Annotated in this window: 15 protein-coding genes; 8 read left to right on the top strand and 7 right to left on the bottom strand. The window is 71.5% G+C overall.

The annotated features are described in order from the left end of the window. The first annotated feature begins 359 nt into the window (after nucleotides 1-359). Genes ACFYVL_RS32305 through ACFYVL_RS32295 form a run of 3 tightly spaced genes read left to right on the top strand, consistent with a single transcriptional unit; the run spans nucleotide 360 to nucleotide 1,924 of the window. Nucleotides 360-857: a GNAT family N-acetyltransferase gene (locus ACFYVL_RS32305; protein WP_389251192.1), complete on the top strand. Its 498-nt coding sequence runs from the start codon at nucleotides 360-362 to the stop codon at nucleotides 855-857. A 7-nt stretch (nucleotides 858-864) separates the two neighbouring features. Beyond that, entirely contained in the window at nucleotides 865-1,398 is a 534-nt protein-coding gene (locus ACFYVL_RS32300; RefSeq protein WP_389251190.1) for a GNAT family N-acetyltransferase, read from the top strand. A gap of 31 nt (nucleotides 1,399-1,429) precedes the next feature. Beyond that, the gene (locus tag ACFYVL_RS32295) at nucleotides 1,430-1,924 is read left to right on the top strand and encodes an LURP-one-related/scramblase family protein (protein WP_389251188.1); all 495 of its coding nucleotides are present in this window, start codon (nucleotides 1,430-1,432) and stop codon (nucleotides 1,922-1,924) included. Between the two features lie 111 nt (nucleotides 1,925-2,035). Here ACFYVL_RS32295 and ACFYVL_RS32290 read toward each other — a convergent pair whose 3' ends face one another. Beyond that, nucleotides 2,036-2,833, bottom strand: coding sequence for a carbon-nitrogen family hydrolase (locus tag ACFYVL_RS32290; protein WP_389251186.1), 798 nt, complete (start codon nucleotides 2,831-2,833; stop codon nucleotides 2,036-2,038). A gap of 200 nt (nucleotides 2,834-3,033) precedes the next feature. Here ACFYVL_RS32290 and ACFYVL_RS32285 point away from each other — a divergent pair, with 200 nt between their 5' ends. Next, nucleotides 3,034-3,861 (top strand): maleylpyruvate isomerase family mycothiol-dependent enzyme, encoded by an 828-nt coding sequence (locus tag ACFYVL_RS32285; RefSeq protein ID WP_389251184.1) that lies wholly within the window; start codon nucleotides 3,034-3,036, stop codon nucleotides 3,859-3,861. A gap of 68 nt (nucleotides 3,862-3,929) precedes the next feature. On the opposite strand, the gene ACFYVL_RS32280 is transcribed toward ACFYVL_RS32285, so the two are convergent. From ACFYVL_RS32280 to ACFYVL_RS32270, 3 genes are all read right to left on the bottom strand, one after another. Next, nucleotides 3,930-5,234 (bottom strand): nitrate/nitrite transporter, encoded by a 1,305-nt coding sequence (locus ACFYVL_RS32280; protein ID WP_389251182.1) that lies wholly within the window; start codon nucleotides 5,232-5,234, stop codon nucleotides 3,930-3,932. After that, nucleotides 5,231-5,872, bottom strand: coding sequence for a GntR family transcriptional regulator (locus ACFYVL_RS32275; protein WP_389251180.1), 642 nt, complete (start codon nucleotides 5,870-5,872; stop codon nucleotides 5,231-5,233). The genes ACFYVL_RS32280 and ACFYVL_RS32275 overlap by 4 nt, the downstream gene beginning before the upstream one ends. 98 nt (nucleotides 5,873-5,970) lie before the next feature. Further along, nucleotides 5,971-6,471, bottom strand: a complete 501-nt coding sequence (locus tag ACFYVL_RS32270; RefSeq protein WP_389251178.1) for a hypothetical protein — start codon at nucleotides 6,469-6,471, stop codon at nucleotides 5,971-5,973. A gap of 254 nt (nucleotides 6,472-6,725) precedes the next feature. Here ACFYVL_RS32270 and ACFYVL_RS32265 point away from each other — a divergent pair, with 254 nt between their 5' ends. Next, complete coding sequence (locus tag ACFYVL_RS32265) at nucleotides 6,726-6,926, top strand: hypothetical protein (RefSeq protein WP_389251176.1); 201 nt, start codon at nucleotides 6,726-6,728, stop codon at nucleotides 6,924-6,926. Nucleotides 6,927-7,014: 88 nt separating this feature from the next. Here ACFYVL_RS32265 and ACFYVL_RS32260 read toward each other — a convergent pair whose 3' ends face one another. From ACFYVL_RS32260 to pdhA, 3 genes are read right to left on the bottom strand one after another with little or no spacing between them, the layout of a single operon-like run. Then, nucleotides 7,015-8,472, bottom strand: coding sequence for a dihydrolipoamide acetyltransferase family protein (locus tag ACFYVL_RS32260; protein WP_389251174.1), 1,458 nt, complete (start codon nucleotides 8,470-8,472; stop codon nucleotides 7,015-7,017). A gap of 13 nt (nucleotides 8,473-8,485) precedes the next feature. Beyond that, nucleotides 8,486-9,466 (bottom strand): alpha-ketoacid dehydrogenase subunit beta, encoded by a 981-nt coding sequence (locus ACFYVL_RS32255; protein WP_389251172.1) that lies wholly within the window; start codon nucleotides 9,464-9,466, stop codon nucleotides 8,486-8,488. Between the two features lie 3 nt (nucleotides 9,467-9,469). Next, complete coding sequence (gene pdhA, locus ACFYVL_RS32250) at nucleotides 9,470-10,636, bottom strand: pyruvate dehydrogenase (acetyl-transferring) E1 component subunit alpha (protein ID WP_389251170.1); 1,167 nt, start codon at nucleotides 10,634-10,636, stop codon at nucleotides 9,470-9,472. 327 nt (nucleotides 10,637-10,963) lie between these two features. On the opposite strand from pdhA, the gene ACFYVL_RS32245 reads away from it, so the two are divergent. The 3 genes from ACFYVL_RS32245 (at nucleotide 10,964) to ACFYVL_RS32235 (ending at nucleotide 13,281) form a co-directional block, all read left to right on the top strand. Beyond that, nucleotides 10,964-11,626 carry a response regulator gene (locus ACFYVL_RS32245; RefSeq protein WP_389251168.1) on the top strand — a complete coding sequence of 221 codons (663 nt, stop codon included), beginning with the start codon at nucleotides 10,964-10,966 and terminating at the stop codon, nucleotides 11,624-11,626. Nucleotides 11,627-11,720: 94 nt separating this feature from the next. Further along, complete coding sequence (locus tag ACFYVL_RS32240; protein WP_389251166.1) at nucleotides 11,721-12,143, top strand: pyridoxamine 5'-phosphate oxidase family protein; 423 nt, start codon at nucleotides 11,721-11,723, stop codon at nucleotides 12,141-12,143. 136 nt (nucleotides 12,144-12,279) lie between these two features. After that, nucleotides 12,280-13,281: a phosphotransferase gene (locus ACFYVL_RS32235; RefSeq protein WP_389251422.1), complete on the top strand. Its 1,002-nt coding sequence runs from the start codon at nucleotides 12,280-12,282 to the stop codon at nucleotides 13,279-13,281. Nucleotides 13,282-13,448: the final 167 nt, after the last annotated feature.

The raw sequence follows: 13,448 nt of genomic DNA, 5'->3' as shown, positions 1-13,448 counted from the left end.
GTCCCCCGCCCCGAGCGGAGGGCGACCGGCCGCACCCCGCTATCCCAGCCCCCTCCGCCCCCCGCCCCCCCCCCCCCCCCCCCCCCCCGAAAACCCCGGGGGCGCCCCGCCCCCCCCCGCCCGGGGCCGCGGGGGCCCCCCCCCCCCCACACACCCCCCCCGCGGGCGGCGGGGGGCGCGCCCCCCCCCCCCCCCCGGGGGGGGGCGGGCCCCGCCCCCCACCCCGCTATCCCAGCCCCCTCCGCCCGCCGCCCTCCGCCCCCCCCCACCGCCGTAAATCCCCTTGTCGTCCCGCGTCCGCTCCGCTTATCTTCCGCTCGGCACTTCCCTTCCGCCCCACCCTCCACCAGGAGTTTTGCGTGTCCGACGCGTCCCACGACCTGACCACCGACCGCCTCCTGCTGCACAGCTGGGTCCCCGGCGAGATCGACGCGGTCCTCGAAGGCCGGCGGCTTCCGCACTGGGCGGCGGACTTCCCCGCCGAGGGCGACAAGATGCTGGCCGGGCTCTTCCCGAAGAACCCCGAGTGGTTCGGCCCGTACGGCCACCGGCAGATGATCGAGCGCGAGAGCGGCGAAGTGGTCGGTGCCATCGGGCTGTTCTGGCCGCCGAAGGAGGGGGCCGTCGAGTTCGGGTACGGGGTCGCCCCGTCCCGCTGGCGGCGCGGTTACGCCACCGAGGCGGCGCGCGCCCTGGTCGCCCACGCCCTGGCGGCGCCCGGTGTGCACACCGTTTGCGCCAAGGCCTCCCTCGACAACCCGGCCTCCATCCGGGTCCTGGAGAAGGCCGGACTCGTGCCCTGGCCCGGCGACGACCTCGAACCCGGTCTGACCCGCTTCCGCATCCAGGCGGGCTGACGCCGAGGTGCCCGAACTCCAGCCGCTGCGGGCCGAGCACGCGCCGGCCCTACTCGCCTTCGAGCGCGCGAACCGGGCCTACTTCGCCGCCGCCGTGCCCGACCGGGGCGACGCCTGCTTCGCGGAGTTCGCGGACCGGCACGACGCCCTGCTCGCCGAGCAGGCCACCGGAACCATCGCCTTCCACCTCCTGGTCGCCGAGGACGGCGAGGTGCTGGGCCGGTTCAACCTCGTCGACCTCGCCGACGGCACCGCCGAAGTCGGCTACCGGCTCGCCGAGAAGGCCACCGGCCGGGGCCTCGCCACCCGGGCCGTCCGCGAACTGCTCGTGCTGGCCGCCGGCCGCTACGGCCTGCACACCCTGCACGCCCGGACCACCCTCGACAACACCGCGTCCCGCGCGGTGCTCGACCGTACCGGCTTCGTCACCACGGGCCCGGCCGACTTCGAGGGCCGCCCCGGACTCACGTACGTACGCCACCTCGGCGAGGACCGCGCGAGCGCGGAGGCCGCCGGCGGCCAGGACGCGCCCGGAGCGTGACAACCCGGCGCGTGCGGGTATCCGTCATGGCATGAAATTTCTTGTACGCGACAAGCTCTTCGCGATCGGCGACGACTACTGGATCGACGACGAGCAGGGGCGGCACGCCTTCCTCGTCGACGGCAAGGCGCTGCGGCTCCGGGACACCCTGGAGATCAAGGACTCCAGCGGCCGGGTCCTGATCACGCTGAAGGAGAAGATGCTCAGCTGGCGCGACACCATGAAGCTGGAGCGCGACGGCGAGACCCTGGCGACGGTGCGCAAGAAGCGGCTGTCGCTGATCCGCAACCACTACCGCGTGGTCCTCAACGAGGGCACCGAACTGGACGTCAGCGGCCGGGTGCTGGACCGGGAGTTCGCCGTGGAGTACGACGGCGAACTCCTGGCACACATCTCCCGCCAGTGGTTCCGGGTGCGCGAGACGTACGCGGTCAATGTCGTACGGGAGGACACGGACGCGGCCCTGCTCATCGCGGTCGCGGTCTGCGTGATCCGGATGGCGGAGAAGGAACGGGACGGCGACTGAGGCCGCCCCGGCCGGAGCGTTCCCCGCGGGGCCGCCGGGCGGGCGCGCCGCCCGCGCGCCCTGCCGGGCAGCGGTCCTGCTCCGGCGCCCCGCGCCCACAGGGCGGAGGTGTTACCTCCGCTCGGGCTCGGCCACTCCCAGGACCCGGTCCTTCAGCGCGGGGAACTGCTCGCGGGTGGCCGCGGGCCTGGCCTCGTCCAGTTCGACGACCAGGGTCTCCTCGCCGGCCCCCGCCTCGCCGATCACCTCGCCCCACGGGTCGACCACCACGCTGTACCCGGCCTGTTCGACCCCCGCGTGCGTACCCGCCGTACCGCAGGCCAGGACGTACGCCTGGTTCTCCACGGCCCGCGCACGCGCCAGCAGGGACCAGTGCTCGCGGCGCCGCGCGGGCCAGCCCGCCGGGATCACGAAGGCGTTCGCGCCCGCGTCGACGAGGCCCCGGAACAGCTCGGGGAAGCGCAGGTCGTAGCAGGTGGCCAGGCCGAGCCTGAGCCCCGCGGCGGGCACGGTGACCAACTCCCGCCCGGCGCCGAGGAGCACGGCCTCGCCCTCGTCGAAGCCGAAGCGGTGGATCTTCCGGTACGCGACGGCCAGTTCGCCGTCCGGCGCGAAGACCAGCGAGGTGTTGTACAGCGGGCCCTCGGGGTCGCGCTCCACGAAGGAGCCGGCGTGCAGCCACACCCCGGCGTCCCGGGCGGCCTTGGCCATCGCCTCGTACGTCGGTCCCTCCAGCGGTTCCGCCTCGTCGGCGAAGCCGGCGTAGCTCCACGCGCCGGTCGGCCAGAGCTCGGGCAGTACCACGAGGTCGCTATGCTGCTGCGCCCTCACCAGCGAAGCAGCCCGCTCCCGACGGGAATTGACCGATTCATCGTCATTTACTGCGATCTGGAGGAGAGAGGCGCGCACACTACCACCGTCCTGGCATTCAAGTCGTCAACACGGGCCTACGATCGTCACACGAAAGCACTGCCGGGGTGCCTTCGGGCAGCGTAACTTAGCGTGCGAGCCCGCTACCCGGCATGCACCGCCCGCACACCGCACGCATCCGCACCACCGCACGCACCGCACTGCCCGCGCCGCCGCCACTGAACCGCCCGAGGGGTCCCGTGACCGTCCATCCCGCCCTGCAGACCTACGCCGACGCCTGGACCCACTCGATCGAGGCGATATCCGAGCTGGTGCAGCCGCTCGTCGAAGGCGAGTGGAACCGCCGTACTCCGTGCCCCGGCTGGTCGGTGCGCGACCTCGTCTCCCATGTCATCGGCATGGAGTGCGAAATGCTGGGCGACCCCCGGCCGATCCACACGCTGCCGAGCGACCTCTTCCACATCACCTCCGACCTGGCCCGCTACATAGAGGTGCAGGTCGACGTACGACGCCACCACACGGCGCCGGAGATGACCTCCGAGCTGGAGTACACGATCATCCGCCGCTCCCGGCAGCTGCGGAACGAGAACCGCTCCCCCGACGCCCTGATCCGCTCGCCCCTCGGCGGCCAGCAGCTGACCCTCGAACTCGCGCTGCGGCTGCGGGCCTTCGACGTCTGGGTGCACGAGCAGGACCTGCGCGCCACCTTCCACCGCCCCGGCAACCAGGACTCGCCGGGCGCCTACGTGGCCCGTGACCTGCTGCTCCAGTCGCTGCCCAAGGTCGTCGCCAAGGAGGCCGGCGCACCGCCGAACTCCGCGGTCGTCTTCGACGTGCACGGCCCCGTCGAGTTCCTGCGCACCGTCCGCGTCGACGACCAGGGCAGGGGCACCATCGACGGCACCCCCTCGCTCGGCCCGCTCGCCACGATCGCCCTCGACTGGGAGACCTTCCACCGGCTGGCCTGCGGCCGGGTCCGCTACGGAGCGGTCGCCGACCAGATCAAGGTCGAGGGCGACCAGGAACTCGCCGACGCCATCCTCGACAACTTCGCCGTGACGCCGTAGCACCCGCGCCCCGCCAGGACGTGTCACCCGGACCGGACACGGCCCCAGGGGCGCGGATCGGCTCCCGCCTACGCGGGTACGTGCACGGCCTCCACCCGGCTGGCCACCAGGTGCTCCCGCTCCCGGCGCGCCGTCCGCGTCCGCAGCCGCAGGATCTGCGCGAGCCCGACCGCCTCCAGCACGAACACCGAGGCGAACGCGATCCGGTAGTTGCCGCCGGTCGCGTCGAGCAGCACGCCCACCGCGAGCAGTGTGGTCATGGAGGCGATGAAGCCGCCCATGTTCACGATCCCGGACGCCGTGCCCTGCCGCTCCGGCGGATTGGCGGGCCTGGCGAAGTCGAAACCGATCATCGAGGCCGGTCCGCAGGCCCCGAGCACCACGCACAGCAGGACCAGCAGCCACTGCGGCACGTGCTCCCCGGGATAGGTGATCACGGAGCCCCACAGCACGGCGGTCGCCCCGACCGTGCCCAGCGCCAGCGGCACCCGCGCCGCGTGGTGCCGCGCGATGACCTGCCCGTACACCAGCCCGATGGCCATGTTGGACAGCACGATCAGCGTCAGCAGTTCACCGGCCGCCGTCCGTGACATGCCCTGCGCCTCGACCAGGAACGGCATCCCCCACAGCAGCAGGAACACCATCGCCGGGAACTGGGTCGTGAAGTGCACCCACATGCCCAGCCGGGTGCCCGGCTCCCGCCACGCCGCCGCGATCTGCTGCCGTACGAAGGCGGGTCCGGCCTTCGGCACCGGCGGCGGCTCGTGGCCCTCGGGGTGGTCCTTCAGCAGGAACAGGGTCAGCACCAGGACCACCAGACCCGCGGCCGAACTGCCGACGAACGTCGCCGTCCAGCCCAGCCCGTGCAGCGACCGGGCGATCACCAGCGTCGACACGAGATTGCCGGCCATGCCGAACAGCGCCGCGACCTGCGCGATCATCGGTCCGCGCCGGGCCGGGAACCACCGGGAGCCCAGCCGCAGGACGCTGATGAACGTCATCGCGTCACCGCACCCCAGCAGCGCCCGGGAGACCAGCGCCGTGCCGTACGTCGGCGACAGCGCGAAGCCGAGCTGGCCGAGCGTGAACAGCACCGCGCCGATGGCCAGCACCTTCTTGGTGCCCAGCCGGTCGACCAGCAGGCCGACGGGTATCTGCATGCCCGCGTACACCAGCAGCTGGAGTATCGAGAACGTCGAGAGGGCGGACGCGTTGACCTGGAACCGGTCGGCGGCGTCCAGACCCGCGACCCCCAGGCTGGTGCGGAAGGTGACGGCGACGAAGTAGACCGCGACGCCGATGCCCCACACGGCGACCGCCCGGCGCCCGCCGGGCGGGTCCCCGTGCAGCACCGGACCTCCTGACCTGCTCACCGGTCATCCCCCCTGACCAGCACCTTGACCCGGCCGACGTGCCGGTGCACACAGGCCGCCGCGGCGTCCGCGTCACCTGCCCTGATGGCGTCGAGGATCTCGGCGTGCTCGGTGATGTTGAGCGCGATGCGGTCGGGGTGCGCCTCCATCACGGCGACCCCCATCCGCAGCTGACGGTCGCGCATCTGGTCGTAGAGGCGGGACAGGATCCGGTTTCCGGCGTGCCGCACGATCTCCGCGTGGAAGCAGCGGTCGGTGACGGCGACCTCGGCGAGGTCCCCGGCAAGGGCCCGCCGCTGCTGCTCGGCGAGCAGTTCCTCCAGCCGGGCGATCAGGTGCGGCGGCGCGGGTACGGCCTTGCGTACGGCGAACTCCTCGACCAGGAGGCGGGTCTCCACCACGTCCGCGATCTCCTGCGCGGAGACGGCGAGGACCAGGGCGCCCTTCTTCGGGTAGAGCTTGATCAGTCCTTCGACTTCGAGCCGGAGCAGGGCCTCGCGCACCGGGGTGCGCGACACCCCCACGGCTTCGGCGAGGTGGCCCTCGGTGAGGAGCGTTCCGCCCTCGTAGCTGCGGTCGAGGACGCCTCGCTTGATGTGGTCGTAGACACGTTCGGCGGCGGGGGGTGCGGCTGGCATGCGCACAGCATAGATACAACAGGGGTACAAGCAGTAGGCCCGTCCGGCATGCGGACGGGCCTGCTGCTGGGACTGGGGTCCGGGCTACCTCGCGACCCCTACTTGCCGATGCTCAGCCACGGCGAGTAGGGCGAGGAGAACTTCGGGTTGCCATTGGCGCCGTTGCGCACATCGACCTTGAAGCGGACCTTCTTGCCCTTCTTCATGTTGTAGTTGCAGATGGTGCTCTTGCCGCCGCCGCGGGTCTCCTGGCACTTGCCGGACCGGCCGTAGTTCGTCTTCCAGGTGACGACCGCGCGCAGCCCGTCCTTGCGCTGGTCCCTGACCCCGATGTCGTCGCCGTTGGACTGGAAGCAGCCCGTCGCCACCAGCTTCCCGGCGCCGAAGAGGTCGATACAGGTGACCCCCTTCACTGCCCGGACCCGCGTGGACACGCCCTGCGCGACGGCGGCCTGCGTGGCGGCTGCCTGTGTGGCGGCTGCCTGCGTGGACTGGGACGTCGGCGCGGTGGTGGGCGCTGCGGCCTGGGCGGGCAGCGCGGTCGCCCCGAGGCCCGCGACGCCGAGAACAGCAGCACTCGCTATACGCAGCTTCAACACGTTCTTCTCCCCTGTGTGTGTTCTTGCTACGGATGTGTGCGTTGGAACTGTCTTGCACCACCGAAGCTAGTGGGACGCACCGGGGAGCTGAAGCGTCCGGGGCAACCGTGACGACTTCCCGCCAGCCGGGAACCGAACGGCCGAAAGCATTCGGCCCGCGCCGGGCCGGAAAGCGGTCTTGCCCCCAACTGCGCGGTCACGGCAGGGTGTTCGGGACCTTGATTCCACTGGTCCACGGGGGGTGGATACGAGTCATGTCGCACAGCGTCGAAGAACGCCGCATCGTCGAACTGCTCGCACGCGGCTGGGGAGACGAGAAGATCTCCCGCGAACTGGCCCTGAGCGTACGCACCGTGCAGCGCCGGATCGGGCAGCTGATGGACGAGTACCGGTGCGCGAGCCGTTTCGCACTCGGCTTCAAGCTGGGCAGGCACCGCCTCAACGGCAGCACGTAGCGCCGGGCACGCGCAGGGCGCACACGGCACAGGGCCCCGGGGCCGGCACTCCGCTCGGAGGCCGGCCCCAGGGCCCTTTTCACTGCCGCTACGCCCAGGTGATCAGGCGCTTGGGGTGTTCCAGGATCGCCGCCGTGTCGGCCAGCACCTTGGAGCCCAGCTCGCCGTCGACCAGACGGTGGTCGAAGGAGAGCGCCAGCGTGGTGACCTGGCGGGCCTTGACCTTGCCCTTGTGCACCCAGGGCTGGAGCTTGATCGCACCGACCGCGAGGATCGCGGACTCGCCCGGGTTGAGGATCGGCGTGCCGGTGTCGACGCCGAAGACGCCGACGTTGGTGATGGTCACGGTGCCGTGCTGCATGGCGGCCGGTGACGTCTTGCCCTCGCGGGCTGTGGCCACCAGTTCGCCGAGCGCGGCTGCCAGTTCGGGCAGGGTCTTGGCGTGGGCGTCCTTGATGTTCGGGACGATCAGACCGCGCGGAGTGGCCGCGGCGATGCCCAGGTTCACGTACTCCTTCTGCACGATCTCCTGGTTCGCCTCGTCCCAGGCCGCGTTGACGGCCGGGTTGCGCTTGATCGCGACGAGAAGGGCCTTGGCGATGATCAGCAGCGGGTTGACCCGCAGCCCCGCCATGTCCTTGTCGTCCTTCAGCTCCGCGACCAGCTTCATGGTGCGGGTGACGTCGATCGTGACGAACTCGGTGACGTGCGGGGCGGTGAACGCGCTGTTCACCATCGCCGCGGCGGTCGCCTTGCGCACACCCTTGATCGGGATGCGCGTCTCACGTGCGACGCCGTCGACGGAGACGGACCCCGGTGCCGCGACAGGTGCGGCGGCGACCGTTTCACGTGAAACATCGGCGGCGGCAGGGGCGGCCGGAGCCGGAGCCGCCGCCGCGTGGACGTCCTCGCGGGTGACGATGCCGCCCGGACCGGTCGGCGTCACCGACGCCAGGTCGATGCCGAGGTCCTTGGCCAGCTTGCGGACCGGCGGCTTGGCGAGCGGACGCGCCCTGTCCTCGCCGGCCGCGGGGGCGGCCTGGGCGGCGAGCGACGTGCCGTTCAGCTCGGCCTGTACGGAGGCGGCGTAGGCGGCCTTCTCCGGGGCGGGCACGTCCGTCTTGCGGGCGCGGCGCTTGGTGGACGCCTCGGAGACGCCGTACCCGACCAGGACCGGCTGGCGGCCCTTGGGCGCGTCGTCCTCGTCGGCGGCCGGGGCGGCCGGCTCGGCGGCGGGTGCCGCGACGGGCTCGGGCGCGGCCGGTGCCTCGGGGGCGGCGGTGCCCGGGGCCACGTCGACCGTGATGATCGAGGTGCCGACGTCGACGGTGACGCCCTCCTCGAAGCGCAGTTCGTGCACGACCCCGTCGTACGGGATGGGCAGTTCGACGGCCGCCTTGGCGGTCTCGACCTCGCACACGACCTGGCCGTCGGTGACGGTGTCACCGGGCTGGACGTACCACTTCAGGATCTCGGCCTCGGTGAGTCCCTCGCCCACGTCGGGCAGCTTGAACTCGCGGTAGCGCGAGGAGATTTCAGTCGTCATGGTGGTCGGCCCCTTAGTACGCGAGCGAGCGGTCGACGGCGTCGAGCACCCGGTCCAGCCCCGGGAGGTACTCCTCCTCCAGGCGGGCCGGCGGGTACGGCGCGTGGTAGCCGCCGACCCTGAGCACCGGGGCCTCCAGGTGGTAGAAGCACCGCTCGGTGATCCGGGCGGCGATCTCCGCGCCCGCACCGTAGAAGACGGGGGCCTCGTGCACGACGACCAGCCTGCGGGTCTTCTCGACCGAGGTCTGAAGCGTGTCGAAGTCGATCGGGGACATCGACCGCAGGTCCACGACCTCGACGGACTTGCCCTCCTCGGCGGCTGCCGCGGCAGCCTCCACGCAGACCTTGACCATCGGCCCGTACGCCGCGAGCGTCAGGTCGCTGCCCTCGCGGGCGACCTGTGCCTGGTGCAGCGGCGCGGGGATCGCCTCGACGTCGACCTCGCCCTTGTCCCAGTAGCGGCGCTTCGGCTCGAAGAAGATCACCGGGTCGTCGCCCTGGATGGCCTGCTGCATCATCCAGTACGCGTCGGACGCGTTGGACGGCGAGACGACCTTCAGGCCCGCGACGTGCGCGAACAGCGCCTCGGGCGACTCGCTGTGGTGCTCGACCGCGCCGATGCCACCGCCGTACGGGATGCGGATGACGACCGGCAGCTTGATCTTGCCGAGCGAGCGGGCGTGCATCTTCGCGAGCTGCGTGACGATCTGGTCGTACGCCGGGAAGACGAAGCCGTCGAACTGGATCTCCACGACCGGCCGGTAGCCGCGCAGGGCCAGGCCGATCGCGGTGCCGACGATGCCGGACTCGGCGAGCGGGGTGTCGATGACCCGGCCCTCGCCGAAGTCCTTGAACAGGCCGTCGGTGACCCGGAAGACACCGCCGAGCTTGCCGACGTCCTCGCCCATGATCAGGACCTTGGGGTCGGTCTCCAGGGCCTTGCGCAGGGACTCGTTGATCGCCTTGGCGATCGGAAGCTTCTTGACTGCCATGGCTTACTTGCCCTCCTCGGCGAACGACGCCTGGTAGGCGGCGAACTGGGCGCGCTCCTCGTCGACGAGCGCGTGCCCGTCCGCGTAGACGTTCTCGAAGATCGCCATGGTGTCGGGGTCGGGCATCGCGCGCACGACTTCGCGCACCCGCTTGCCGAGCGCCTCGCTCTCGGCCTCCAGCTCCTCGAAGAAGGAGGCCTCGGCCAGGCCCTGCTTCTCCAGGTAGGTGCGGACGCGCAGGATCGGGTCCTTCGCCTCCCACGCCTCGCGCTCCTCGTCGGCCCGGTACTTCGTCGGGTCGTCGGAGGTGGTGTGGGCGCCCATCCGGTAGGTGAACGCCTCGATGAGCATGGGGCCCTGGCCGCTGCGGGCCCGCTCCAGCGCGGCCTTGGTGACCGCGAGGCAGGCCAGCACGTCGTTGCCGTCGACGCGGACGCCCGGGAAGCCGAAGCCCTGGGCGCGCTGGTAGAGCGGCACCCGCATCTGCTTCTCGGTGGGCTCGGAGATCGCCCACTGGTTGTTCTGGCAGAAGAACACGACCGGGGCGTTGTAGACCGCGGAGAAGGTGAACGATTCGGCGACGTCGCCCTGCGAGGACGCGCCGTCGCCGAAGTACGCGATCACGGCCGAGTCGGCACCGTCCTTGGCGACGCCCATGGCGTAGCCGGTGGCGTGCAGCGTCTGCGAGCCGATGACGATCGTGTAGAGGTGGAAGTTGTTGCTGTTGGGGTCCCAGCCGCCGTGGTTGACGCCACGGAACATGCCCAGCAGGTTCGTCGGGTCGACCCCGCGGCACCAGGCGACGCCGTGCTCGCGGTACGTCGGGAAGACGTAGTCGTCGTCGCGCAGCGCGCGGCCGGAGCCGATCTGCGCGGCCTCCTGGCCCAGCAGCGAGGCCCACAGGCCCAGTTCGCCCTGGCGCTGGAGCGCGGTCGCCTCGGCGTCGAAGCGGCGGGTGAGGACCATGTCCCGGTACAGCCCGCGCAGTTCGTCGGCGGACAGGTCGATCTCGTAGTCCGGGTGCTCCAGACGCTCGCCCTCGGGCGTCAGCAGCTGAACCAGCTGCGGCTCGTCGGGCTTCTGCGGCGAGGGCTTCTTGGCGCTGGCGCGCTTGGTGCCTGCTCCGCTGCTGCGTCGCGGTTTACGCGCGGCAGTGCTCTCCACGGTCACGTGCGTGCTCCTCCGTCGGTCCGGCCCCCGGGGTCTGCCGGGAGACCAGTGCGGCTCGCCCTGTGCCCGTACCCGCGCACGGGGTGGGTGCGGCTCGGCCGGGACAAGGCGTGACAGGTGCCCCGGCGAGCGCCCTGTCAAAAGCACGTTACCCAGTGCTTCGCATAACTGCGAAACCCCATTTGACCTGCGATTTTGCTTGGATTTCCAAGTAAATCGAGGAATGCGGGAACAACCACTGGTCAGAGCCTTGCAGGCCGCCGGGACAGGGGCACGTTATCCCGGTCACCTCGGGCACGGGAAGAGTTCATGTGTGAGGATGGCGCCGTGCGCGAAACAGGCAAAATCACCGTTTTCCTCGTTGATGACCACGAAGTCGTCAGGCGGGGTGTCCATGAATTGCTCTCCGTCGAGGAGGACATCGAGGTCGTCGGAGAAGCGGGCACAGCCGCAGATGCCCTGGTCAGGATCCCTGCGACCCGCCCGGACGTAGCCGTTCTCGACGTCCGGCTGCCCGATGGCAGCGGCGTGGAGGTCTGCCGCGAAGTACGTTCACAGAACGAGGACATCAAATGCCTGATGCTCACCTCCTTCGCGGACGACGAGGCCCTTTTCGACGCGATCATGGCCGGTGCGTCCGGGTATGTCCTCAAGGCGATCCGCGGCAGTGAACTGCTCTCGGCCGTACGGGACGTCGCGGCGGGCAAGTCCCTCCTGGACCCGGTCGCCACCGCCCGCGTGCTGGAGCGACTGCGGGCCGGCAACAGCGCCAAGGGCGACCAGCGGCTGGCCAACCTCACCGAGCAGGAACGCAAGATCCTCGACCTGATCGGCGAGGGCCTGACCAACCGGGTGATCGGCGAACGACTGCACCTCGCCGAGAAGACGATCAAGAACTACGTCTCCAGCCTGCTCTCCAAACTGGGCATGGAACGCCGCTCCCAGGCCGCCGCCTACGTCGCCAGGATGCAGGCCGAGGAACGCCGCTGAAATTGGACCTGGGCCCCCTGATCAGGCACTTCGCACCGCGTCTCGGGACCTAGGTCTCTTTCGCCGCCACCCGCCCATGGCGCAGGGTGGAGGCATGCCCCACTCCGACAGCGACCGCGCCATCGAGCTGCTGACCTCCATGCCCTACGGCAGGATCGCCACCAGCATGCGCGCGCTGCCCTTCCTGGCCGTGGCCCGCCACGTCGTCACCGAGGACGGCGCCCTGCTGCTCCGGATGCACGCCGGATACGGCTACCACCAGGCCTGCAACGGCAGCGTGGTCGCGTACGAGACCGACAACTTCAACTCCGCGGACGGCCTGCTGTGGTCCGTCCAGGCCACCGGCGAGGCCCATGTCGTCGAGCCGAGCGCGGCCGAACTGGCCCTCTTCGGCCCCGGCCCCACCGAGGTCGAGGGCGAGCCGTTCGAGCCCGTCCACATGCGGATCGATCCGCAGTTCTTCCTGGTCCACACCCTGAAGGGCTCCAGAGAGCGACTGCTCCAGCACACCGTGTAAGACGGCGCGGCCCCGGTGATCTAACATCTGCCGGGTGCCGCGCTCATTTGCACCCGCCTCCGCACCGGCCCCCGAAGAGCCGCCCGGACCGCCCCTCGCACCGACCGGGTTCGCCCGGCACGCCCCGCCCGCACAGGTGCCCACCGTGCCGCCCGTCGGCCAGCTGCTGCGCCGGTACACCGCCCTCGGCGAACCCCTCTCCTGCGAACGGGTCGCCCAGGGCCTGCTGAACCAGGGGTTCCGGCTGGCCACCACCCGGGGCGACTTCTTCCTCAAGCACCACCTCGACGGCGACCCCGGCGCCATCGCCCGCCAGCACCGCGCCACCCAGCGGCTGAAGGAGCTGGGCGTTCCCGTCGCCCCGCCCGTCGAGGACACCGGCGGCGACACCGTCGCCGTGATCGGCGGGCGCTGCTACGCCCTGCACCCCTGGGTCGACGGCCGGCACCGCGACGGCGCCCAGCTCACCGAGACCGAGTCGCTGCGGCTGGGCTCGCTGCTGGGCGTCGTGCACACCCTGCTCGACCAGGTCATGGAGTCCGCGGCCGGACTCGACGGCGGCCACGACAGCGCCGACCCGCACGACAGCTTCGAGACGATCGAGGAACTGCTGCTGCTGGCCCGCAGGCGCCATCCGCAGGACTCCTTCGACCTGCTGGCCGAACACCGGCTGCTGGAGCGGCGCACGCTCCTGGAGCGGCACGCGCACCGGCGCCCCGCCCCGGGCGCCGAGCCGACCGCGGGCTGGGTGCACGGCGACTTCCACCCGCTGAACCTGCTCTACCGGGGCGCCGAGCCCGCGGCCATCGTCGACTGGGACCGGCTCGCCGTGCAGCCCCGCGCGGAGGAGGCGGTACGTGCGGCGGCCATCTTCTTCGTCCGCCCCGGCGGCGAACTGGCCCTGGACAAGGCCCGCGCGTACGCGCGCGCGTACCGGCGCTCCTCGGGCGCGGGGGAGGCCGAGCTGGCCGCCGCGGTGCACCGGGTGTGGTGGGAGCGGCTGAACGACTTCTGGATACTGCGCTGGCGCTACCAGCTGCACGACCGAAGGGCCGACCCGCAGTTTCCCGCGGCGTCGGCCCTGGCGGTCTGGTGGACCAAGGAGTACGAGGCGGTGCTGGACGCCTTCGCGGGGTGAGCGCGGGGGCGCCGGGCCCCGCGCCGGGTGCGCGGGGCGTGGCACCGGGGAGGAACGCGGTGGGGGGCCGGGCCCCCCGGGCCGGGCCCCCCCCGGGTGCGTGGTGGGGGTTTAGGTGTTGGTGCCCCCCCCCGGGGCCGTACCCCCGGGGCCCCCCCCCCCCCCCC

Origin of the sequence: Streptomyces sp. NPDC004111 (assembly GCF_042874215.1) — a bacterium.
In the GTDB taxonomy this organism is placed as follows: Bacteria; Actinomycetota; Actinomycetes; order Streptomycetales; family Streptomycetaceae; genus Streptomyces.
Note: the sequence above shows the minus strand (reverse complement) of the source record. Positions and strands in the feature narration are given on the sequence as shown.